Source organism: Bacillus sp. FSL W8-0519 (assembly GCF_038005585.1).
GTDB lineage: Bacteria > Bacillota > Bacilli > Bacillales > Bacillaceae_G > Bacillus_A > Bacillus_A paranthracis.
Window position 1 is genome coordinate 3,896,652 of record NZ_JBBOTL010000001.1, and the last position, 21,214, is coordinate 3,917,865.

A 21,214-nucleotide genomic window follows, 5' to 3' on the forward strand; every position below is an offset into this window, starting at 1 on the left:
CCCGTTTATTTTTGTCTTTTTACATTTTGAGGTCTTACAATACTTGGTCGTACTTTTAAACTAGACATCGTCGGACGGAGTAGAATTTTTGTTAATGCGCCCCAATCAAATGGTAAAAACGGCCATAAATAAGGGGTTTGCAAACTTTTTATAGACGTTAAAAATAAAATCAATATCGTCATACCAATTACAAAGCCCATCTCATGGAAGAGACCTGTTAAAATAATAACAAATAATTTTCCAACCTTATTCCCTAGCCCTAATTCATAGCTCGGTGTTGCATAAGCACCGATCATAGAAACTGCTACATACAAAATAACTTCTGGTACAAACAAACCTACATCGATTGCTATTTGACCAATTAATATGGCAGAAATTAATCCTGCTGCTGACGATAACGGCGTTGGAGTATGAATGGCTGCCATCCTTAAAAATTCAAGTCCTACTTCTGCCATTATCACCTGTAATAAAATTGGTAAATGTGTCATCTTAGTCGGTCCAATAAAAGCAAGATTTTCTGGTAAAAGAGTTGGATCAAATACAAACACTAACCAAAACGGTAGTAAAAACAAGGAGAATAAAACACCTAAAAAGCGTACCCAACGTAAAAATGTTCCGACAGCTGGATTTTGTCTAAACTCTTCTGCATGCTGTAAATGATGAAAATATGTTGTTGGCGTAATCATAGCACTCGGTGATGTATCAACTAGTACTAGAACATGTCCTTCTAATAAATGATTTGCTGCTACATCCGGTCTTTCTGTATATCGAATAAGCGGGAATGGATTATAGCTTTGCTTTACAACAAATTCTTCCACTGTTTTATCCGCCATCGTAATGCCATCGACATCGATGTTATTTAATTCTTGTTTTATAATCTTTACTAAATCTGGATTTGCAACATCTTGTACATATGTAATACAAATATCCGTTTGCGATCGATCCCCTACTCGAATAATTTCATTTCGAAGACGTGGATCTCGAATTCTTCTACGAATTAACGCTGTATTTACAACGATATTTTCAACAAATCCATCCCTCGCACCGCGTACTACTTTTTCAGTATCTGGCTCTGTCGGTGTTCGTCCTGGATAGCTACGAACATCTATCACGAACGCTTCTGTTTCGCCTTCCACAAATATAACAATAAGCCCTGATAACGCTTGAAGCATTACTTCATCCATCGTTTTCACTTTACTTACTTGCTGATGAATTAAACGATTCTCTAAAAGCTTTACAGTATCTTCTTCAACATCCCTTATTTCATTCGTATCCACAGCTTCTTCTAAAATAGGAATAATATAATTTGTATCACAAAGTCCATTTACGAATAACACTGCAATTTCTTTATTCAAAATTTGAAATTTACGAATACCAACATCAAATGTGACGCCTAATCCAGCCGTTTGTTTTAAATAATTTTCATTGTCACTTATGAAAGTTGAAATCGGAATATCTATTTTTTTAGGCTTCGTCATAAAATCCACTCCTTTCCAAAATTAACTGAATTGCTTTTTTCGTAATTGGTGAGCCTCTCTCCCATTCATCGTTTCCACACATCTTACCAATATCACCCACACCAACAATGACGGGAACATTCAAATCATCTAAACAATAAATTGTATCTCCGCTAATTCTGCCAATTTCACCATCTGGAAGTCCAAATTTATCAACACCATATTCCGTTAAATTCCCGTTCCGATCTACACTTACATCTACACGTGCCCATTCCCAATGGTGTGTATTAGACGCTACTGCCAAAATCCCAAGTACATCAATTTGTTTATGCGTGGCTACATATTTTAAAGCTTTTTCACCAGATCCTTCTCCAATAAATCCACTGTCATCAAACATGACAAATACAGGGTCATATGGCGTTTGCATAATAAGCTCAACAACTTTCTTCCCTGTCAATTTGGTTGGATTACTTTGTGATGCTGAAATACACCTTCCCCCAAATTCCTTCGTTAAAAGCTCAATTGTTCGCTTTGCATATTCATCTCCATCTGTGACCAAAACAACCCTTCGTCTCATTTGATTTATCCTTTCGGTTTACATATAAGTGCTACAAAAAATGAAAATAATATTGCTGCTGAAATACCTGCAGACGTTAAACTAAACATACCCATACCAATCCCTATATATCCGTGTTTCTCTGCAGCATGCATTGCCCCGTGTAATAGGGAATGTCCAAAACTTGTAATAGGAACTGTCGCCCCAGCACCAGCAAACTTTATAAGCTTATCGTACAATCCGAATCCATCTAAAACTGCTCCTATCACTACAAAGGTAGCCATTAAATGGGCTGGTGTTAACTTTGCGAAATCTAACAATACTTGCCCAACTACACAAATAGCGCCTCCTACAAGAAATGCATATATATAATCCACAATTCACTCTCCCTTCACTCTCTCAAATACGACACCATGTGCAATTGTTGGAATTGTTTCTTTTTGCTGCATCATCATCGGGCTTAATAACGCACCAGTAGCAACGACAAAAATTCGTTGTAAATTCCCTTTTTGCATCTCGCTTAATAAATGACCATATGTGACAACAGCTGAACAAGCACAACCACTACCACCAGCAAATACTTCTTCTTGACCGGGATCATAAATCATTAATCCGCAATCGTTATATATATGCCCAATATCATAACCTTCTTCCAGTAACAGTTGTTTCGCAATTGGTGTCCCAATAGCTGATAAATCACCGGTAACAATCAAATCGTAATCGGCTGCACTTCTCTTCAAATCCTCAAAATGTTGCTGAATTGTATGAGCTGCAGCAGGTGCCATCGCCGATCCCATATCTAAAGGGTTCGCAATTCCTAAATCTTGCACTTTTCCAATCGTAGCCGCCTTGATTTTAATGGCACTTTTTTCTTTACTAATTAATATGGATCCCGCACCTGTAACAGTGGAATTTGCTGTTCCTGGTTTTTGTCCCCCATACTCTGTTGGATAACGAAACTGTCTTTCAGCTGTTGCATTATGACTACTTACCGTCGCTAAAACACGATTTGCGAATCCGCCATCTATAAAGGCTGATCCGACCGCTAAAGTCTCCATCGAGGTCGCACAAGCACTAAACATGCCTAAAAAGGGAATTCCCCACTTACGCGCAACGTAATTTGCTGTTACTGTTTGATTTAATAAGTCACCCGCTAAAAAGAAATCAATTTGTGATGTTTCTACATTTGCTTTTTGCATGACTTGTTGAATAGAATCTGACATTAATCTTCGTTCCGCAAGCTCCCAGTTTTCCTCTCCGCAATGTAAATCATCATATGAAATATCAAATTCCTTTCCAAGAGGGCCTTCAGCTTCTTTTGGACCGACGGCAGTACCGGTTGCATTCACATAAATATCATTTTGAAATACCCACGTTTGTTTTCCTGTCAACCTCATACTAGCCCCTCCTTTAAGACATAAAAATTTTAAAAGTATATCTTATTAACCCAATAATGTACGCACCGACAACACCAAAAACGATTACACTTCCCGCTAGCTTAAACATGTTTGTAGCAACCCCAAGTACAATTCCTTCACTCTTATGCTCTAGCGCAGCACTTGCCATAGAATTCGCAAATCCCGTAACAGGTACGGCCGAACCTGCTCCAGCAAATTGACCGATTTTATCATATACACCACAACCTGTTAAAATCGCCGATAATAGTACAAGAGTTGCGACTGTTGGATTCCCTGCCTCTTGTTCACTAAAATGAAAATAATGTATATAAAATTTCATCAATACTTCTCCGATTGTACAAATGAATCCACCTACAAAAAATGCCTTAACACAATTTATAAAATAATTTGGCTTCGGATGGTATTCCTTCACTTTATTTACGTAATCGTCCTTTAGTTTTCGCCCTGTCATTTATATATTGCCTCCTACTTTACGAAATAAATCCAGTGAAACAACGAGCCTATTACTTTTCCAAGTACAAGAGCAACGAGTAAAACAACAATCTTCCCCTCTACCCCTACTCGTTTCGCTAAAATAGGTAGAACATTTAACACTTCCGTTAATGCGGCAGCGAGCATTCCAATGAATGTACCACAAAATATTCCTAATATAACAAGCCAATATTGCGATGTTTGAAATGTAATGTTTTTCAAACTACACCAAGCTCCTGTTAATGTACCTGCAATAACTGCCCACTCAAAATATTGAATGTGCTTTCCACTTCTCGTTAATTGAGCTAGACGAGGGATTATACCAAGTACAGCTAAAAACGCAACATATCCGCTACCTACAGCAATTCCTCCTGCTAAAGCAATTAAAATAACGAATCCAGACTCAATCATCGGTAAGTTGTTTCATATTATCCTTGTTTTCATGAACAATTACATATTGGTCAAGTGATTGCTGGTATTGGAACATCTCCACTTCTAACGGACTCGGCTCTTCATTAATACGCTTTTGAAATACATGATTAAAAAATAAAACCATGCCTAGCCCAAGACCTAATGAATAAGGAATTTGAAATAAAAGTGGTTGCGCCTTAAATTCTCCCGTAATCATGTAATATAATCGTTGGTGCACTTGTTGCATGCTTACATCTTCATGAAAATATATGATGGCAAGAGCTGCTCCAATGAAAAGTAACAACCATACAAGTCCGAAAAAAATCGGATGTACTTTCTTTTTTTCATATATAATTTCAACAAGAGTTTGTCCAGAACCGAGTAAATTAATTTGTATATGAGCGGTTTTTCGCCTAATAATCTCAATTATTTTCATAACATCAATTACAACATGCGTTTTATCACGCGCTGTAATTTTATAAATTACCTCATCCTGTAACGACTGAACTACTGCAGCATCTCCGGCAAGTTGAGCAACATCTCCCAGCTTTACTTCATACGTAGGAGAAACTTTTAATCGATTACGCATTTTAATATAAATTGTTTGTTCCAATTTCCATTCACCTCTTCACTCTTCCTCGTAGTTGTAGTATGGTTATTCAATTTTTTTCTAATACAATTTTTTCATAAAAAAACATCTGTACCATTTCGGTACAGATGTTTTTTAGTTTATGCTTTTTTCTTAAATAAATTTGCAATGCTTAATGCGAGCCCTCCCCAAATGACTACTATTCCAATAACCATCATCATAATCGCTGATCCACTCATTATGAAACACCTCGATCTTTCCATTCTTTTTCAAGCTTAGCAGAATCTGAATGTATTTGTGCATTCCATTTCTTTAAACTAATGATTAGCGCAATGATAAGGAACGCTGCTGCAATTGACCAACCATATGTTACGACAAACTCCGTTGGGTAACCTCCATAGTTCTTTTTAATATTTTGGATTGTACCATCAATTAACATGTACCCTAACATAAGCGGAGTAATAACGAGTAAACTCACTCTCCAAAACGTCCCTAACTTAATATCAGATACGAAGTTTGCGTGATTTTGATAAACTGGTAAACGACGTAAAATGAGTCCTATCGTAACTACTTCCGCTAGAGCAATTGTAATTAATCCGAAGTTATTAGCGAAGTAATCCACAACATCTAGGAACATAAGCCCGCCACGTGTCGCAAAAACGAGAGAAACGAGTACGAGAAGCGTCCCCATAATTCCAATTGTTTTTTGGCGACTTAAGCTGAACTTTTCAGATACAGCAGCAAAACATACTTCCGCAAGCGAGATGAGGGATGTAATTCCGGCAACCGTTAATGATAAGAAAAATAATACGCCAAATAAAGGTGACATCGGTAATTCATTAATAATTTGCGGGAATACTACGAACGCAAGCCCTACACCAGCACTTGCCACTTTATCAACTGGTACTCCCATATTATTTGCCATAAATCCAAGAGCCGCAAAGACCCCAATCCCTGCTAATAATTCAAATCCTGAGTTTGCAAATCCAGTAATAAAGGCATTATTTGTTGTATCTGAGTTTTTCGGTAAATAACTAGAATACGTAATCATAATTCCAAATGCTAAAGATAAGCTAAAGAAGATTTGACCGTAAGCAGCAAGCCATACTTTTCCGTCAAAAATACGACTCCAATCTGGTTTAAAGAATGCATCTAATCCTTGCATTGCACCTTCCATCGTCACTGCACGAACTACGATAATAAGGAACATAACAACTAGTAAAGGGATGAAAATACGGTTCACAACTTCGATTCCTTTTTTAACTCCTTTAAAAGCAACACCAAGCACAATAATCCAAACGAGAGCTAGTGGAATTAATACTTCCGGTACGAGCCCTCCAAACTGTCCCGGTTTATCTGCAACATGTAAATACTCTTTAAATAAAAATGATTCCGTATCTTTCCCCCATGCGCCAGTAATTGCAAAATACGTATATGAAATAGACCAAGCAATAATTACTGCATAATATGTTGAAACGATAAATGTTACACACATTTGCCACCAACCGATAAATTCAGCACGCGGATGAATACGGAAGAACGTAAGTGGTGCTGAACCACGGTGACGGTGCCCAAGAGCAAATTCAAACGCCAATAATGAAATACCAGTCGTTAATAATGCGAATAAGTACGGTAAAAAGAATGCGCCTCCCCCATTTTCATACGCCGTATAAGGAAAACGCCATATGTTTCCTAATCCAACGGCAGAGCCGACCGCTGCAAAAATGAATCCAGCCCTCGTTCCCCATTGTTGCCTCGTTTCCATATTTCCTTCCCCCTTTGTGACAAGTTCATAATTGGATTATATTTTAAATTTACTAAATTATCAATAAATTCTGTTAATTTTTAAGAAAGTTTACAATCTCCTCCTATTAAAGTCATAAAAAAAGATCGAATAGATAACTATTCATCTATTCGATCTTTCATCTGTTTTAATATTTTCTTTTCAAGTCTTGAAACTTGCACTTGCGAAATACCTATTCGCTCTGCTACTTCTGATTGAGTTTGGTCTTTATAATAGCGTAAATATACAATTAAACGCTCTCTCTCATCTAATTCTCTAATTGCTTCTTTTAAAGCAATTTTATCAAACCATTTCGTTTCAGATTGATCTGCAATTTGATCTAAAATAGTAATTGGATCTCCGTCGTTTTCATACACCGTTTCATGTATGGATGAAGGGGCACGACTTGCTTCTTGCGCCAGAACCACTTCCTCTGGCGTTAGTTCTAACGCTTCAGCTACTTCATTAATCGTTGGAGCCCTTCCGAATTCTTTCGAAAGCTCATCTCTCATCTTTCGAATTTTGTTTCCTGTTTCTTTTAAAGACCTACTTACTTTCACTGATCCATCATCACGTAAAAATCGTTGTATTTCGCCAATAATCATGGGAACTGCATATGTTGAAAATTTCACGTCGAAAGATAAATCAAATTTATCTACCGATTTTAAGAGTCCAATACATCCAATTTGAAACAAATCGTCTGGTTCGTATCCGCGATTAAGAAAACGTTGCACAACCGACCATACGAGACGCATATTACTTTGAACAATTGTATCTCTTGCTTGTTGATCTCCATCTTGACTTTTTTGAATTAACGCTTTTAGCTCGTGGTCCTTTAACTGAGGTTTCTTCTTCTCATTTTTGACCTCTATGTCCATAGGCTATTCTCCTTAATTGCATAGAGCGTTACTATTTGATAAGTATTTTGTCAAATGGATTGTTGTCCCGAAAGATTCGTTTGAAATAACTTCTACTTCATCCATAAAATTTTCCATGATAGTAAATCCCATTCCGGAACGCTCTAATTCAGGTTTAGTTGTAAAAAGGGGTTGTCTCGCTTCATCTAAATTAAAGATACCAATCCCTTCATCTCGAATCGTGAGTTTCACCATTGCTTCTTCCAAAATTACAGAAATATAAACAACACCTTCTGCATTTCCTTCGTACCCATGAATAATTGCATTCGTAACCGCTTCTGACACAACTGTTTTAATCTCTGTAAGTTCTTCCATCGTAGGATCTAGTTGTGCAATGAAAGCAGCTACTGTAACGCGAGCGAACGATTCATTTTGACTTAACGCTGAAAATTGAAGGTTCATTTCATTTCTCATTTATGCCACCCCCAACGTCGCGAGCGCATGCGCTTCACTTTCTTCTAAGCGAACAATTTTAAATAAGCCCGACATTTCAAATAAACGTTTAACAGGCGGTGAAATTGCACAAACAACCATTTCTCCACCTAATCCCTTTACATGCTTATATCGGCCTAATATAACACCTAAACCAGAACTATCCATAAACGATAAGTTCTCTAGGCTCAAAACAATATGATGAACACCATGTGTCTCAATCATATCTGTTACTTTCGTTCGCAACTCTTCAGCAGTATGATGATCTAATTCACCCGCTAGCCTCACACATAGGACGTCACGTTTTACTTCTAATTGCATGGAAAGACTCACACGATTTCCTCCTTATGCTCAAACTTTACTCATTTACATACATAAAGATTTTCGTGATACAACATAAGAATCCTTCCTACTGACAAAAGAAGAACTATTTCGCCATAAAGTGAAACCATTCAGCAATTATTTACTTACATACGAATAGAAAAGCGGCAAAATATTTGCCGCTATTTTGATGTTGAAAACATCCCAAAACTTCTTTTAAATAACTCCCACCAGCTCGCTGCAGCAACATCTTCTTTTGCTACAATTGTTTGTTTTAATAAAACATCTTGATCTTTTTTTATAACAAGTGTACCAAGCGCATCGCCCTTTTTAATCGGCGCTTTCACTTTCTTTTCAGCAATTACTTCTTGCTTTACCTTGTCCATATTTTCGCCCTTCTTCATAAGAAGAGATACATTATCTGACGCAACTAAATCTACTTTTTCTTTTTTCCCTTTTCCTACTTGGACAGTCTTAATTTTTTCGCCTCGTGTATACAATTTCTTTGTCATATATTGACCAAATGCGTAGTCAAGAAGCTTCGTTACTTGATTGTTCCGTTCTTTCGATGTAGGTGCTCCCATAACAACTGAAATAACACGCATCCCATTCTTTTCAGCCGATGCTGTTAAACAATATTTTGCTTCTGTCGTAAAGCCCGTTTTTACACCATCTACTCCAGGATAAAAACGCACTAACTTATTCGTATTAACGAGCCAAAACTTCTTATCCGTATCTTCACGTAAATAGTCTTCGTATTTTCCTGTGTATTTGCGAATAAGTGGGTACTTCATCAATTCTTTCGCCATTATAGCCATATCATTTGCTGTGGAATAATGATCTTTAGCCGGAAGACCTGTCGGATTTTGAAAATGAGTATTTTTCAGTCCTAAATCTTTCGCTTTTTTGTTCATCATATTTACAAAACCTTCTTCTGAACCAGCGATATGCTCTGCTACTGCAACAGACGCATCATTTCCAGATGCAATTGCAATACCCTTTAGCATTTCATTTACGGTCATCTCTTCTCCAGGCTCTAAAAAGATTTGTGATCCACCCATTGAAGCTGCATGCTCACTTGCTCTCACTTTATCGGTCAGTTTTAGTTTTCCTTTTTCAACTTGTTCCATAATTAATAGCATTGTCATAATCTTCGTCATACTAGCAGGCGGTAATTTCTCATTTGGATTTTTATCAAACAAAACTTTACCTGTATCTTGTTCAATTACGATTGCTGACGACGCTTGTTCTGCTAACTTCGGCGTTGTTTCTTCTGTTTTATCCTGCTTCGTCTTCTCAGATTGTGCGAAACTAACTGAAGTACCAGAAAGCAATAACATGAAACAAACAAGTATTCCAAAAACTCGCTTCATGACTAACCCTCCATTCTATATCAAACCTATTTTTTCCAATTCGCTGTTTTTTAATACCATATTTTTCTAACATTTTCAGTTGACAAACAAATTCATCACCTTTATTGTATTAAGTGTATTACTCGAAATAGTACACTTAATACAAGTTAGAAAGGAGACATTGCTCTTGCATATTCAACTTGATCCAAGAAGCAACACTCCGATATGGGAACAAATTGTTCAAAATATAAAAGAACTCGTATTAAAGAACATGTTAGCTCCAAGTGACAAACTACCTTCTGTACGAGAACTCGCTTCTTTACTCGTTATAAATCCAAATACAGTGAGTAAAGCGTATCAAGAGTTAGAGCGACAAGGGATTATTGAAACATTACGAGGAAAAGGAACATTTGTATCCCAATCGATTACCCCAACATTAGACGAAAGGAAAATCGCTATGGTTGAAAAGCAATTTCATCAATTACTATTAGAAGCCTCTTATCTTGGTGTTACGAAAGATAAAATTCATGATTGGATAGATTCATACTATAAAGAGATTGGAGGAAATGCGGATGCTGAAAGTGACAAGCTTGAAGAAAACAATTGATAATCAAACGATTTTAGATGATGTTTCTTTCACATTGCAAAGAGGGAGTATCATCGGATTACTCGGAAGAAACGGTGCGGGGAAAACAACTTTATTACGAACGATGGTCGGCATTTTAGACCCTGATGAAGGGACTGTTACATATGAAGATACAAACGTTCATCAGTGTCCTGAAATAAAGCAAAAAATCGTATATGTTCCGGATTCTACTAACATATTGAATGGATATACGGTAAAAGAAATTGTAAAGTTTTACAAAGAGGTTTATACCGCATTTGATGAAGCATATTTCTATGAACTGTTAGAACGTTTTAACTTACCAAACAAAAGAATTCGTAGTTACTCAAAAGGAATGAAAGCACTGCTCGCCATCATTTTAGCTGTTTCTACAAAAGCAGAATATATCATTTTAGATGAACCGACAAATGGACTTGATCCTATCGTGAAAAGGAAAATTTTACAGTTTCTCGTTGGAGAAGTTGCAGAAAAAGAGATTACCATTTTCATCTCCACTCACCATTTAGATGAAGTGGAACAAATTGCAGATACAATCATTATATTAAAAGGCCATACTATTTCGTCTATTACATCACTAGACGATGCCAAATCACGATTTGCTAAAATCCAAGTAGCTTATGAACGTTCACTACCTCAAAAACTAGAAAACTTAAGCAATATTAAAATATTAAATCAAACAGGAAAAGTATATACAATCTTAATCGAGGGAAATGTAGCTACAACACTGGAAAAGTTTTATAAAGAACAACCACTGCTCATTGAAGAATTAACAATGTCGCTTGAAGATGTCTTCGTTACGACACTGGAGGAGGATGGGTATGTTTCATAAGGCGTTATGGATGTGGAATTGGAAGCGCGGGAAATATGCTGTGTTACTATTCTTCTTTAGTTCGCTTTATCTTTTATCTTTAGGATACTATAGAAGTGCTCAGATGGAACTCGATAAATATTACGAATTACAAGAAAAAGGTAAACAGTATTATTATTTTTATATCTTTTCTTCAGGAGAAGGTAATAGTTTTTGGTTAACTGTTCTTATCATTGCTTTAGCCTGCTTATTGATAGGATGGGAACGTAGCAACCAATCTAATACACTACTTATGACGATGCCGTTTAAAAGAAAAGATGTTTTCTTATCTAAATGGGCTTTTGGTTCATTTTGTATTTTAGTCTCGTTACTTATCAATTGGATCCTTATGTATGTTATTTATAGAACAACGATTCATTTTGATTATCAATCTTTTAGTCCATTTCATCGATACTTTCTTTATGCGATTGTTTCTTATGTAGCAGTATACACAGCTGCATTATGCATCGGTACTTTTACTGGAAGTGTTGTTTCACAGCTTGTTTTTTGTATTCCGTGGCTACTAATGGGACTTACATTTATTCCGCTAATATACACTTTTACGCTAAACCATTTAGAGGCTACCAATACTAAAAGTAATAAATTAGATCAACACCTTTATGAATTCAACCAAAAAACAAATATAGTTGCACCAATATATCGTTTTTCTATTGATTATAATTATAATCCAGAATACCGAAAGCAGGACAACGATTCAACTACTTTAAGAGATCCAGCATCTCATCACTATTATTCAGCTAAATCGATGTTAGTCCCTATTTTTTATACAATAGTTTACTTACTACTTGGAACATATTTATATACACGATCGCCAAATGAAAACAGTCAAAAGATATTTATTTTCCAAAAGCATTTACGAATATGTATATGGGGGACAACCATTTACTTTGCATTACTAGGTGGCTATAAAATCAATCAATTTTTTTTCTTACCTAACTACTATATCAGTTTGTTTCTCGCTGGAATCATTACTTATATTGCATTATCACGCTTAACAAATTATAAAGTTTTTTAAAGGAGAGATCCTATGTTTCAAAAAGCACTGTGGCTAAGAACGTATCAACAAAGTAAATATGTTATATGGTTATTTTGGCTCGTCAGCTTCTGTACTTTATCATATAAATACTATATGACTTCTATTCAACAGCAATATTTTCTAAATATGAACAAAAAATGGAAAGCTATATATCATTACAATTTTGATTTAACACTTCTAGATTCTATCATGCTGTTAGGTAGTTTGCTAATCGTTCTAGCTTGTACGTTAATTGGATGGGAAAGACAAAATAACGCTAGCGACTTGTTATGGTCTATGCCCTTTAAACGTTCGCACCTTTATATAACAAAGTGGTTGTTTGGAATCTGTAATATCGCCGCTGTTGTCGTTCTAAACTGGGGACTATTTGCTATTATGAAAAAGTTGACTTTTCATAATAAATATCAAGTATTCTCCCCCTTTCATCGTTACTTTATATACATGTTAATTGTATTAATTGCTATTTATACACTTGCCTTATGTATAGGAACAATCGCTGGAAATGTGATATCGCAAGGATTTCTTACTGCAGCTATATTAATCTTCCCAGCGTTACTTCCATCTCTAATATCAGGAGTCATTGCTGTTCACTCGAGTGCCGACTTTCATGAGAACAATGGTATTATACATAATGTTATGGAAAACATACGTATTTCTAGTCCAGCAGAAGATTTTAATATTTACTTTAATTATGATCCACAAAGCGCTTATACTGATCAAAATGGAGTACGTCATAACGAACCAAACTTTACAAAAATCCCCCCGGCAAAAACATTGCTTGGCCCTATCGTACATACCATTATTTTATTACCACTCGGTATATATTTATATGCCCGTTCAATCAATGAGCGAAATGGTAACTACTTATTATATCCAAAACTACAAAAAGTAGTTTTGGCTTGTGCGATTTTCTTTGGGGGGATCGTTGGAGGTTTAATACTAAGTCGAGCGCACTCATTGTCCAGCTTTTACATCGGATTTTTAGTGACTAGTTTCATTACATATTTCTTCCTACCTAAAATATTAAAATGGAAAGTCTCTTGGAATTTTAAATAAAATAACCTCCTCTTATTGAGGAGGTTATTTCACATTCTCTCTTCTTTTCCCATACCCTTTTTCTTGTTTCGTTCCAAACCCGTCACCATTTGCGACAATTTGATCTGTTGGAGCAACTATACTTTCAGCAATTCTCCATTCTCCACCTTGTTGAATAAACACTTGCATAAAATAATTCATTCCATTTAATTGATACGGATTTTCTTTTTTTACTTCATAACGCGCTGCAACATAATACACTTGCACATTCTCAGCCTCAAACTTAGAAATATATTGTGATAATCTCGGGATGTACTGTGATGCTTTTTGAAGTGGAAGTTGTTTTACTTTTACAAGAGAAGACTTCGTTACATTGCTTATCGTATCTTCATGCCGAATGTTATCACTGTGATGAAATAAAATAGCATTCTGCATAGAGCGAATCCATAGTTTTGAATATAAAACAGGTTGCTTATTTGAAATATGTTGTAATTCTTTTTGAACGACTTGAAGAGGTGTTGCGGCATCCGCGAATTGATGAAAGCAGAAAAAACTTCCAATCATAATGAAAAGCGTACAAATACGTTTCATTATTTTTCACTCCGATTCTTTTTAATTAAAGTATTGGAGTTTCAAAATGTTTTTATTCAAAAGAAAAAGGATAGGAAAGCTGTCGCTCCCTATCCTCATTTATTATAATACGCGGCCAAATAGCTCTAACACCATTTCTATTTCTTGGTCGCTCCAACCTTTAAATCTCTCTTTATAATATTCTTTTCGTACAGCTTCTAGTTTTTCAGTTACTTCTCTTCCGTGTTCTGTAATTTCTAAGTACACGATACGACGATCTGAATTAGAACGTTTTCTTTCTACTAATCCTTTTCGTACAAGACGATCTGTAACAGCTGTAATATGACTGGAGGTTACGTTTACTTCACTCGCAATTTGCGAAGCCATCTGTGGACTGTTTAAAAATAACGCGCGTAATACAGAAAATTCATTATATGGCATATGTTCTGCAAAACGTGTATTAATATCATTTTGTAATAAACGTATCATCTTTCGAAATGATCCGGATAACTCTAAAATCAGTGTTTCTCTTTTTTCGTTCACTAGCCTCGTCCCTTTTTTATCATATTTACACATATTATAATCTATAAATACCCTCGTTGTATATGCTTTCTTTCTTTAACATTCCCATTTATGTAACTTTTTCATACAAATTTCTTTTTTATTCACACATATACATATAAAAAGGATGGTGATGGAAGATGCAAGGTGGAATGAATCCTTATTTACACAATGTACGCACAGCTAATACTGGTAAAGAAGCGACTATTACTGTACAAGGTGAGGGTATTGTCAAAGCGAAACCAAATGTCGTTATACTAACACTTGGCATTCGAACTGATAGTAAAAATGTGAAACAAGCGCAAGAAGAAAATGCAGTACAATCAAAACAATTGCTGGATGCACTTAAACAGCTTGGTATCGCTGATAAAGATATAGAAACGATTTCTTATACGATCACTCCTCAATACGAGTATGTAAATGATAAAGCATTACTACAAGGATATCGGGTGGAACATTTGTATGAAATTACCGTTTTAAATGTACAAAAAGCAGGGGAAGTATATGATATAGCCGTTTCAAATGGAGCAAACGTAGCAAAAGGTTTACGGTTTCGAATATCTCACCCAAATAAATATTATGAGCAAGCTCTCATTCAAGCCCTGCAACAAGCTGTAGAAAAAGCTCGTGCTATTGCGAGTACATACAATTTAAACATTAATCCCGTTCCACTCTCATTCGTTGAAGAATCTGCTCAATTACCAAGGGAAGTCGCTTCCTATGCTACTTTACATGCACAAGCAGCTCCTCCCATTCAATCGGGAGAATTAGAGATCATTTCTACAATACGGGCGATTTTTACGTATTTATAAATAATTCTATTTATAAGTAAACGTTATCATTTTCCTTGTTGTAAAAACATGATGTTCTGATATAATAAAGGACGGTGAGCTCTTACGAAAGAGATATCACGGGTGGGAGAGGGATATGAAAAAGAAGGTTTAACATGAAAGGAATACTTGAAAGAACATTTAAATTAGGTTTACACGAAACATCACCAAAACAAGAAGTTTTAGCTGGAGTTACGTCATTTTTTACGATCGTATATATTATGATTGTAAATGCATCCATTTTATCCGATGCTGGCATTCCTCTTGAAGCTGGAATTTTAGCAACTGTTTTCAGTTCATTTGTCGGATGTCTGCTCATGGCATTTTGGGCAAATGCACCTGCTATTCTTGTCCCTGGTATGGGTGTAAATGCATTCTTCACGTACACTGCTGTCCATACGCTCGGATTAACTTGGCAGGAAGCATTAGCAGCTGTCTTCATCTCTGGTATTATTTTTGCAATTGCTGCGTTTACACCAATCGCTCGCGTGCTTTCAGTATCGATTCCAAAGTCACTAAAGGAAGCTATCACTGTCGGCATCGGATTATTTTTAGCATTTATCGGATTGCAAAAAGGTGGTTTAGTCGTTTCGAATCCAAATACTGCTGTTGCAATGGGTAAATTAAGTAGCCCTGTCGTTCTTGCGACCGTGCTTACTCTTATCGTTGCACTCGTATTATTTATTCGTAACGTACGTGGAAACTTTTTATGGACGATTGCAATAGGAACTGGTATTGCATGGCTGTTTGGCCTTGTTGATACAAGTCAAATCGGAAATAGTTCATTCTCATTCGCTAATTACGGCGATGTGTTTGGGGCTATGTCATTTGGCAAACTTTCTTCCTTACCATTTTGGATTGCAACATTCTCCTTAAGCATGGTGCTTATTTTTGAGAACATGGGACTTCTGCACGGTTTATTAGAAGATGACCGTAAATTCCCACGTGCTTACCAAGCCAATGCAATTTCAGCAATGACATGTGGTCTATTTGGCACAAGCCCTACCGTATCAACAGTAGAGAGTGCCGCAGGTATTACTGCAGGCGGAAAGACAGGTCTGACGTCTATCGTTACAGGGTTGTTATTCTTTGCATCACTGTTTGCACTTCCGTTTGTCAAACTAATTCCTGATAGTGCCATTGCACCAATCTTAATTATTATTGGCGGCCTGATGATTACAAGCATTCAACAAATTCCTCTGAACGATTTTTCAGAAGGATTTCCAGCATTCTTAATTATCGTCATGATCCCGCTCACATATAGTATCGCTGATGGCATTGCGTTCGGATTTATTGCTTATCCTATCTTAAAAGTTGCTCTTGGAAAGCGTAAAGAAGTCGCACCGTCTATGTATATCATTACATGCTTATTCTTAGCCATGTTCGTATTACATGCTATTGGTTAAGTAAAAACACCGAGGAATTTTCCCTCGGTGTTTTTTACTTAAACCATCCTTTTTTATAAAACCAAGCCATCATGCCGCCACCAATTAGTGCCATAATAAGTAAACAAATAAAATAACTATATTGTCCACCGAGCTCTGGCATATGCGTAAAGTTCATTCCATATACTCCCGCAATAAATGTTAATGGCATGAAAATAGTCGAGAATACAGTTAATGTTTTCATAATGTTATTCATATGATGCGAGTTTAATGAAAAATAGCTATCTCGAATATCTGCTGTTAACTCCCGGCTTGCTTCAATCATTTCGGTCAATTTAAGCAAATGATCATGTATATCTTTAAAATAAATTTCATGATCACTTATACCGTAAAAACGAGTCGAATTTAAAATACGATACAATAAATCACGCATCGGAATAATTGTACGTCTTAACTTCGATAAATCTGCACGTATATCAAATACTTCTTCTAGTACACTTCCTGCCGTTTCACCCGTTAAATTATCATCAATTGCATTTAAATGATCCTCAATGTAATATACAGGCGCAAAATAGTCATCTACAATTTGATCGATAATTGTATGCGCTACGTGCAGGGGACTATTTTTAATACGCTTCTTTTCTCCAAGCGTTTTCCATACTCTTTCAATTGCATTGTTATGAGAAAAGTGGAAAGAAACAATATAACGATCACTAATAAATAAATCAATCTCGTGAGGTTCTAATCCATCCTCACCAAATGCATGAAGAACTAAAAAGTTATATCCATCATAAAAATCAACTTTTGGCCTCTGTACATATTCTATGCAGTCTTCAATTGCAAGGGGATGGAACTTAAAATGATCTTGCAAAATGTATGTATACTCTTCTTTCGTTGGCTTATATAAATCTAGCCAATACCATACAATATGGTCTTTCTTTGTTTCCTCTAGCGAAACATCATATAATACTTCATCTGTTTTTGTTATTGCACAAATTCTAATCATATTTTCACCCATTATTATTATAAACAAAAAATAGTAAAAAAAGCCAAGGAGAAACACTCCCTGGCCCTTCTTTATTATTCAGTAACGATGCCGTGCACTAATGTTGGTGCATCTACATGCTCTTTAGAGATCTTCATGTTCTCATAAATTTTTGCTTTTACGTCTTCTACATTTTCACGGTTTGCGTAAATGGTAACAAGGGATTCACCTTTTTTCACGCTGTCCCCTACTTTTTTACGAAGCATTAAGCCAACTGCTAAATCAATTTCAGATTCCTTCGTCGCACGTCCTGCTCCTAAAAGCATTGCTGCTGTTCCGATTTCATCTGCAACGATTTCTGATACATAACCGTCTTCCTTCGCTTCCACTTCAATTTTAAATTGTGCTTGTGGTAATTTAGAAGGATCATCAACAACAGATGCATCGCCGCCTTGCGCTGATAAGAACGTTTTAAATGATTCTAGCGCCTTACCGTTGTTCATTACTTCGATTAATTTCTCACGTGCATCTTCTAGAGATGAAGCTTGTCCAGCAAGGTATACCATTTGACTTCCAAGCGTTAAACATAACTCTTCTAAATCTTTCGGTCCTTTACCTTGTAATGTATCAATTGCTTCTTGTACTTCAAGTGCGTTACCAATAGCCTCACCAAGTGGTTGACTCATATCAGAAATAACAGCCATCGTATTACGACCAACGTTATTACCAATGCGCACCATTGCTTCTGCTAAACGTTTTGCATCTTCATCTGTTTTCATAAATGCACCTGCTCCAGTTTTTACATCAAGAACAATTGCATCTGCACCAGCAGCAATTTTTTTACTCATAATTGAGCTTGCAATAAGCGGAATTGAGTTTACTGTTGCCGTTACATCACGAAGTGCATACAATTTTTTATCCGCAGGTGTTAAGTTTCCACTTTGACCAATAACTGCGATTTTATTTTCATTTACAAGACGCATGAATTCATCATTTTCGATTTCAACATGGAATCCCGGAACTGCTTCTAATTTATCAATTGTACCACCAGTATGTCCTAGACCACGTCCAGACATTTTTGCAACCGGTACACCTAAAGCGGCTACTAATGGACCTAATACAAGTGTTGTTGTATCACCAACGCCACCTGTCGAGTGCTTATCTACTTTTACTCCTTCAATAGCTGATAAGTCGATTGTATCACCGCTATTTACCATTGCCATCGTTAAATCTGCACGTTCTTGATCGTTCATATCTTGGAAGAAAATTGCCATTGCAAGTGAACTTACTTGATAATCAGGAATATCACCATTTGTATATCCTTCAACAATAAAGTTAATTTCTTCTGTCGTTAATGCATGTCCGTCACGTTTTTTTGCAATTAGGTCCACCATTCTCATTGTGAGGTCACCCCTTCATTTGTTTTACGATTGCTTTTACTAATGCTAAGAAGTTAGCTTTAACACGTTCTGTCGTTTCGATTACTTCATCGTGGTGAAGTGGCTGATCTAAAATACCAGCTGCCATATTTGAAATACAAGAAATACCAAGTACTTTCATACCAGCGTGACGCGCTACAATTACTTCAGGTACTGTTGACATACCAACTGCATCTCCACCAAGTGTGCGAAGCATACGAATTTCAGCAGGTGTTTCATATACAGGACCTGTCATTCCAACGTATACACCTTCTTGTACTTTAATATTTAAGTCTGCTGCAACTTGTTTCGCCATTTCGCGAAGCTCTACTGTATATGATGTAGACATATCAGGGAAACGTACACCCATTTCAGAATCATTTGGTCCGATTAATGGATTTGTACCCATGAAGTTAATGTGATCTGAAATTAACATAAGATCACCTGGTTCGAATGATGTATTTACACCACCAGCTGCATTTGTTACAACAACTGTTTCTACTCCTAGTTCTTTCATAACACGAACTGGGAATGTTACTTTTTGCATATCATATCCTTCATAGAAGTGGAAACGTCCTTGCATTGCTACTACTGTTACACCTTGAAGTGTACCGAATACTAGTTGACCTGCATGGCCTTCTACAGTGGAAACTGGGAATTCAGGGATTTCACTGTAAGGTACTGTTACTGCATTCTCGATTTCATCCGCTAATACACCTAGTCCAGATCCAAGGATTAGTCCTACTTGTGGTGTCTCTTGAAATTTCTCTTTTAAATATGAAGCTGATTTTGTAATAAGTTCACGATTCATTTGTTTATCCCCCTATTTCTTTAGCTCGTTTAAGAAGCTTGTTCCGTATTCTGGCATTTTCACACCGAAGTTTTCTGCTACAGTTGCACCAATATCAGCAAATGTTTGACGAAGTGGTAACTCTTTTCCGCCTTCTTTCATGCTTGGGCTATATGCTAATAACGGTACATATTCACGTGTATGATCAGTACCATGATGCACTGGGTCATTACCGTGGTCTGCTGTAATTAATAATAGATCATCTTCTTTTAGTTTTTCGAATACTTCTGGAAGACGTGCATCATATTCTTGCAGAGCTTCTCCGTATCCTTGTGGATCACGACGGTGACCGAATAATGCATCAAAGTCAACTAAGTTTAAGAAGCTAAGACCTGTAAAGTCCATATTTAATGTATCTACAAGCTTATCCATTCCATCCATGTTAGACTTCGTACGAAGTGATTCAGTTACCCCTTCACCATCATAGATGTCAGAGATTTTACCGATAGCAATCACATCATAATCACTATCTTTTAATTCATTCATTACTGTACGGCCGAATGGTTTTAATGCATAGTCATGACGGTTCGGTGTACGTGTAAAGTTTCCAGGCTCACCAACGAATGGACGAGCAATAACACGGCCTACCATGTACTTCTCATCTAACGTTAATTCACGTGCAATTTTACAAATTTTATATAACTCATCAAGCGGCACTACTTCTTCGTGTGCTGCGATTTGTAGTACACTATCAGCAGAAGTGTAAACAATTAAAGAGCCTGTTTCCATTTGTTCTTGACCAAGTTCATCAAGAATTTCAGTTCCAGAAGCTGGTTTATTACCGATGATTTTACGGCCTGTTTTTTCTTCTAATTCATCAAGTAATTCTTTTGGGAATCCTTCTGGGAACACTTGGAATGGTGTATCAATGTAAAGACCCATGATTTCCCAGTGGCCTGTCATTGTATCTTTACCAGTAGATTTTTCTTGCATTTTTGTATAATATCCAAGTGGTTTTTCTACTTTAGAGATGCCTTTCATTTCACGAATGTTACCAAGACCTAATTTCACCATGTTAGGCATTTGTAACCCATTCATATGTTCAGCAATGTGACCAATTGTGTCAGATCCTAAATCACCAAATTGTTCAGCATCTGGTGCTTCACCGATTCCAACAGAGTCCATTACGACTAGGAATATACGTTTATATTTATTCATAACTGCGACCTCCTATAAGTTCAGTTCTACTTCTTGTAGTATGTTCAAAACGCTATAAAGTGAAACTGTTCTCCATAAGAATTATCTTTCGTTCTCATTATCAAACAGTACTTCTTTAAATCATTCTCTAACCTATTTCGTTTACCTTGAAACGACTCAAAAACATTTCTAGTTTTTTCTAAGTCA

General features: G+C 36.4%; 25 protein-coding genes. 6 read left to right on the top strand and 19 right to left on the bottom strand.

Annotation, left to right across the window (positions count from 1 at the left end; all coding sequences use genetic code 11):
• Window positions 1-5: 5 nt before the first annotated feature.
• From spoVAF to dacF, 13 genes are all read right to left on the bottom strand, one after another.
• Window positions 6-1,478, bottom strand: a complete 1,473-nt coding sequence (gene spoVAF, locus NST14_RS20290) for a spore germination protein SpoVAF (RefSeq protein ID WP_000165582.1) — start codon at window positions 1,476-1,478, stop codon at window positions 6-8.
• Window positions 1,465-2,034: a stage V sporulation protein AE gene (locus NST14_RS20295; RefSeq protein ID WP_001254415.1), complete on the bottom strand. Its 570-nt coding sequence runs from the start codon at window positions 2,032-2,034 to the stop codon at window positions 1,465-1,467. Before NST14_RS20295 ends, spoVAF begins: the two co-directional genes overlap by 14 nt.
• Before the next feature lie 5 nt (window positions 2,035-2,039).
• Window positions 2,040-2,390: a stage V sporulation protein AE gene (spoVAE, locus tag NST14_RS20300; RefSeq protein ID WP_000384637.1), complete on the bottom strand. Its 351-nt coding sequence runs from the start codon at window positions 2,388-2,390 to the stop codon at window positions 2,040-2,042.
• A gap of 3 nt (window positions 2,391-2,393) precedes the next feature.
• Complete coding sequence (gene spoVAD / locus NST14_RS20305; protein ID WP_001241148.1) at window positions 2,394-3,410, bottom strand: stage V sporulation protein AD; 1,017 nt, start codon at window positions 3,408-3,410, stop codon at window positions 2,394-2,396.
• Between the two features lie 13 nt (window positions 3,411-3,423).
• Window positions 3,424-3,882, bottom strand: coding sequence for a stage V sporulation protein AC (spoVAC, locus tag NST14_RS20310; RefSeq protein WP_000147735.1), 459 nt, complete (start codon window positions 3,880-3,882; stop codon window positions 3,424-3,426).
• Between the two features lie 14 nt (window positions 3,883-3,896).
• The gene (spoVAB, locus tag NST14_RS20315; protein WP_000572932.1) at window positions 3,897-4,313 is read right to left on the bottom strand and encodes a stage V sporulation protein SpoVAB; all 417 of its coding nucleotides are present in this window, start codon (window positions 4,311-4,313) and stop codon (window positions 3,897-3,899) included.
• Window positions 4,306-4,926: a stage V sporulation protein SpoVAA gene (gene spoVAA, locus NST14_RS20320; protein ID WP_000438355.1), complete on the bottom strand. Its 621-nt coding sequence runs from the start codon at window positions 4,924-4,926 to the stop codon at window positions 4,306-4,308. Before spoVAA ends, spoVAB begins: the two co-directional genes overlap by 8 nt.
• A gap of 116 nt (window positions 4,927-5,042) precedes the next feature.
• On the bottom strand, window positions 5,043-5,141 hold the full coding sequence (locus tag NST14_RS20325; RefSeq protein ID WP_000016826.1) for a methionine/alanine import family NSS transporter small subunit: 99 nt from the start codon (window positions 5,139-5,141) through the stop codon (window positions 5,043-5,045).
• Window positions 5,141-6,667 (bottom strand): sodium-dependent transporter, encoded by a 1,527-nt coding sequence (locus NST14_RS20330; RefSeq protein WP_000450064.1) that lies wholly within the window; start codon window positions 6,665-6,667, stop codon window positions 5,141-5,143. The genes NST14_RS20325 and NST14_RS20330 overlap by 1 nt, the downstream gene beginning before the upstream one ends.
• Window positions 6,668-6,804: 137 nt before the next feature.
• Window positions 6,805-7,563 carry an RNA polymerase sporulation sigma factor SigF gene (gene sigF / locus NST14_RS20335; RefSeq protein ID WP_000350729.1) on the bottom strand — a complete coding sequence of 253 codons (759 nt, stop codon included), beginning with the start codon at window positions 7,561-7,563 and terminating at the stop codon, window positions 6,805-6,807.
• A gap of 12 nt (window positions 7,564-7,575) precedes the next feature.
• The gene (spoIIAB, locus tag NST14_RS20340) at window positions 7,576-8,016 is read right to left on the bottom strand and encodes an anti-sigma F factor (RefSeq protein ID WP_001243400.1); all 441 of its coding nucleotides are present in this window, start codon (window positions 8,014-8,016) and stop codon (window positions 7,576-7,578) included.
• Window positions 8,017-8,367, bottom strand: a complete 351-nt coding sequence (gene spoIIAA / locus NST14_RS20345) for an anti-sigma F factor antagonist (protein WP_000059133.1) — start codon at window positions 8,365-8,367, stop codon at window positions 8,017-8,019.
• A gap of 170 nt (window positions 8,368-8,537) precedes the next feature.
• Window positions 8,538-9,728, bottom strand: a complete 1,191-nt coding sequence (gene dacF / locus NST14_RS20350; protein WP_000831986.1) for a serine-type D-Ala-D-Ala carboxypeptidase DacF — start codon at window positions 9,726-9,728, stop codon at window positions 8,538-8,540.
• Between the two features lie 166 nt (window positions 9,729-9,894).
• Between dacF and NST14_RS20355 the strand changes: the two genes are divergently transcribed.
• Genes NST14_RS20355 through NST14_RS20370 form a run of 4 tightly spaced genes read left to right on the top strand, consistent with a single transcriptional unit; the run spans window position 9,895 to window position 13,292 of the window.
• Window positions 9,895-10,314 (top strand): GntR family transcriptional regulator, encoded by a 420-nt coding sequence (locus tag NST14_RS20355; RefSeq protein WP_000548033.1) that lies wholly within the window; start codon window positions 9,895-9,897, stop codon window positions 10,312-10,314.
• Complete coding sequence (locus NST14_RS20360; RefSeq protein WP_000922152.1) at window positions 10,280-11,161, top strand: ABC transporter ATP-binding protein; 882 nt, start codon at window positions 10,280-10,282, stop codon at window positions 11,159-11,161. Before NST14_RS20355 ends, NST14_RS20360 begins: the two co-directional genes overlap by 35 nt.
• On the top strand, window positions 11,151-12,215 hold the full coding sequence (locus tag NST14_RS20365) for an ABC transporter permease (protein WP_000468549.1): 1,065 nt from the start codon (window positions 11,151-11,153) through the stop codon (window positions 12,213-12,215). Before NST14_RS20360 ends, NST14_RS20365 begins: the two co-directional genes overlap by 11 nt.
• Window positions 12,216-12,227: 12 nt before the next feature.
• The gene (locus tag NST14_RS20370; RefSeq protein WP_000486524.1) at window positions 12,228-13,292 is read left to right on the top strand and encodes an ABC transporter permease subunit; all 1,065 of its coding nucleotides are present in this window, start codon (window positions 12,228-12,230) and stop codon (window positions 13,290-13,292) included.
• A gap of 24 nt (window positions 13,293-13,316) precedes the next feature.
• Here NST14_RS20370 and NST14_RS20375 read toward each other — a convergent pair whose 3' ends face one another.
• Both NST14_RS20375 and NST14_RS20380 read right to left on the bottom strand, forming a co-directional pair.
• The gene (locus tag NST14_RS20375) at window positions 13,317-13,862 is read right to left on the bottom strand and encodes a hypothetical protein (RefSeq protein ID WP_000820920.1); all 546 of its coding nucleotides are present in this window, start codon (window positions 13,860-13,862) and stop codon (window positions 13,317-13,319) included.
• Between the two features lie 102 nt (window positions 13,863-13,964).
• Entirely contained in the window at window positions 13,965-14,384 is a 420-nt protein-coding gene (locus NST14_RS20380; RefSeq protein WP_001003315.1) for a MarR family winged helix-turn-helix transcriptional regulator, read from the bottom strand.
• Between the two features lie 158 nt (window positions 14,385-14,542).
• On the opposite strand from NST14_RS20380, the gene NST14_RS20385 reads away from it, so the two are divergent.
• Window positions 14,543-15,214 (top strand): SIMPL domain-containing protein, encoded by a 672-nt coding sequence (locus NST14_RS20385; RefSeq protein WP_001161441.1) that lies wholly within the window; start codon window positions 14,543-14,545, stop codon window positions 15,212-15,214.
• A 134-nt stretch (window positions 15,215-15,348) separates the two neighbouring features.
• A complete protein-coding gene (locus tag NST14_RS20390) occupies window positions 15,349-16,638 on the top strand; it encodes an NCS2 family permease (protein WP_000676253.1) in 1,290 nt (429 codons plus the stop codon).
• Between the two features lie 34 nt (window positions 16,639-16,672).
• Here NST14_RS20390 and corA read toward each other — a convergent pair whose 3' ends face one another.
• The 4 genes from corA to deoB form a co-directional block, all read right to left on the bottom strand.
• Window positions 16,673-17,635: a magnesium/cobalt transporter CorA gene (gene corA, locus NST14_RS20395; RefSeq protein WP_001998197.1), complete on the bottom strand. Its 963-nt coding sequence runs from the start codon at window positions 17,633-17,635 to the stop codon at window positions 16,673-16,675.
• A gap of 62 nt (window positions 17,636-17,697) precedes the next feature.
• The gene (locus NST14_RS20400) at window positions 17,698-19,002 is read right to left on the bottom strand and encodes a pyrimidine-nucleoside phosphorylase (RefSeq protein ID WP_001243079.1); all 1,305 of its coding nucleotides are present in this window, start codon (window positions 19,000-19,002) and stop codon (window positions 17,698-17,700) included.
• A gap of 7 nt (window positions 19,003-19,009) precedes the next feature.
• Window positions 19,010-19,831, bottom strand: a complete 822-nt coding sequence (locus tag NST14_RS20405) for a purine-nucleoside phosphorylase (RefSeq protein WP_001078446.1) — start codon at window positions 19,829-19,831, stop codon at window positions 19,010-19,012.
• Window positions 19,832-19,843: 12 nt separating this feature from the next.
• Window positions 19,844-21,028 carry a phosphopentomutase gene (gene deoB, locus NST14_RS20410; RefSeq protein ID WP_001046082.1) on the bottom strand — a complete coding sequence of 395 codons (1,185 nt, stop codon included), beginning with the start codon at window positions 21,026-21,028 and terminating at the stop codon, window positions 19,844-19,846.
• Window positions 21,029-21,214 lie beyond the last annotated feature (186 nt).

Bases quoted from the DNA above. Each gene is read 5' to 3' on its own strand.
- deoB (WP_001046082.1), bottom strand. From the start codon at position 21,028: ATGAATAAATATAAACGTATATTCCTAGTCGTAATGGACTCTGTTGGA.
- spoVAC (WP_000147735.1), bottom strand. From the start codon at position 3,882: ATGACAGGGCGAAAACTAAAGGACGATTACGTAAATAAAGTGAAGGAA.
- spoVAB (WP_000572932.1), bottom strand. From the start codon at position 4,313: ATGATTGAGTCTGGATTCGTTATTTTAATTGCTTTAGCAGGAGGAATT.
- NST14_RS20405 (WP_001078446.1), bottom strand. From the start codon at position 19,831: ATGAATCGTGAACTTATTACAAAATCAGCTTCATATTTAAAAGAGAAA.
- NST14_RS20390 (WP_000676253.1), top strand. From the start codon at position 15,349: ATGAAAGGAATACTTGAAAGAACATTTAAATTAGGTTTACACGAAACA.
- NST14_RS20325 (WP_000016826.1), bottom strand. From the start codon at position 5,141: ATGAGTGGATCAGCGATTATGATGATGGTTATTGGAATAGTAGTCATT.
- corA (WP_001998197.1), bottom strand. From the start codon at position 17,635: ATGGGTGAAAATATGATTAGAATTTGTGCAATAACAAAAACAGATGAA.
- NST14_RS20385 (WP_001161441.1), top strand. From the start codon at position 14,543: ATGCAAGGTGGAATGAATCCTTATTTACACAATGTACGCACAGCTAAT.
- NST14_RS20295 (WP_001254415.1), bottom strand. From the start codon at position 2,034: ATGAGACGAAGGGTTGTTTTGGTCACAGATGGAGATGAATATGCAAAG.
- NST14_RS20360 (WP_000922152.1), top strand. From the start codon at position 10,280: ATGCTGAAAGTGACAAGCTTGAAGAAAACAATTGATAATCAAACGATT.
- NST14_RS20365 (WP_000468549.1), top strand. From the start codon at position 11,151: ATGTTTCATAAGGCGTTATGGATGTGGAATTGGAAGCGCGGGAAATAT.
- NST14_RS20370 (WP_000486524.1), top strand. From the start codon at position 12,228: ATGTTTCAAAAAGCACTGTGGCTAAGAACGTATCAACAAAGTAAATAT.
- NST14_RS20375 (WP_000820920.1), bottom strand. From the start codon at position 13,862: ATGAAACGTATTTGTACGCTTTTCATTATGATTGGAAGTTTTTTCTGC.
- spoVAD (WP_001241148.1), bottom strand. From the start codon at position 3,410: ATGAGGTTGACAGGAAAACAAACGTGGGTATTTCAAAATGATATTTAT.
- spoIIAB (WP_001243400.1), bottom strand. From the start codon at position 8,016: ATGAGAAATGAAATGAACCTTCAATTTTCAGCGTTAAGTCAAAATGAA.
- sigF (WP_000350729.1), bottom strand. From the start codon at position 7,563: ATGGACATAGAGGTCAAAAATGAGAAGAAGAAACCTCAGTTAAAGGAC.
- spoVAF (WP_000165582.1), bottom strand. From the start codon at position 1,478: ATGACGAAGCCTAAAAAAATAGATATTCCGATTTCAACTTTCATAAGT.
- dacF (WP_000831986.1), bottom strand. From the start codon at position 9,728: ATGAAGCGAGTTTTTGGAATACTTGTTTGTTTCATGTTATTGCTTTCT.
- NST14_RS20400 (WP_001243079.1), bottom strand. From the start codon at position 19,002: ATGAGAATGGTGGACCTAATTGCAAAAAAACGTGACGGACATGCATTA.
- NST14_RS20330 (WP_000450064.1), bottom strand. From the start codon at position 6,667: ATGGAAACGAGGCAACAATGGGGAACGAGGGCTGGATTCATTTTTGCA.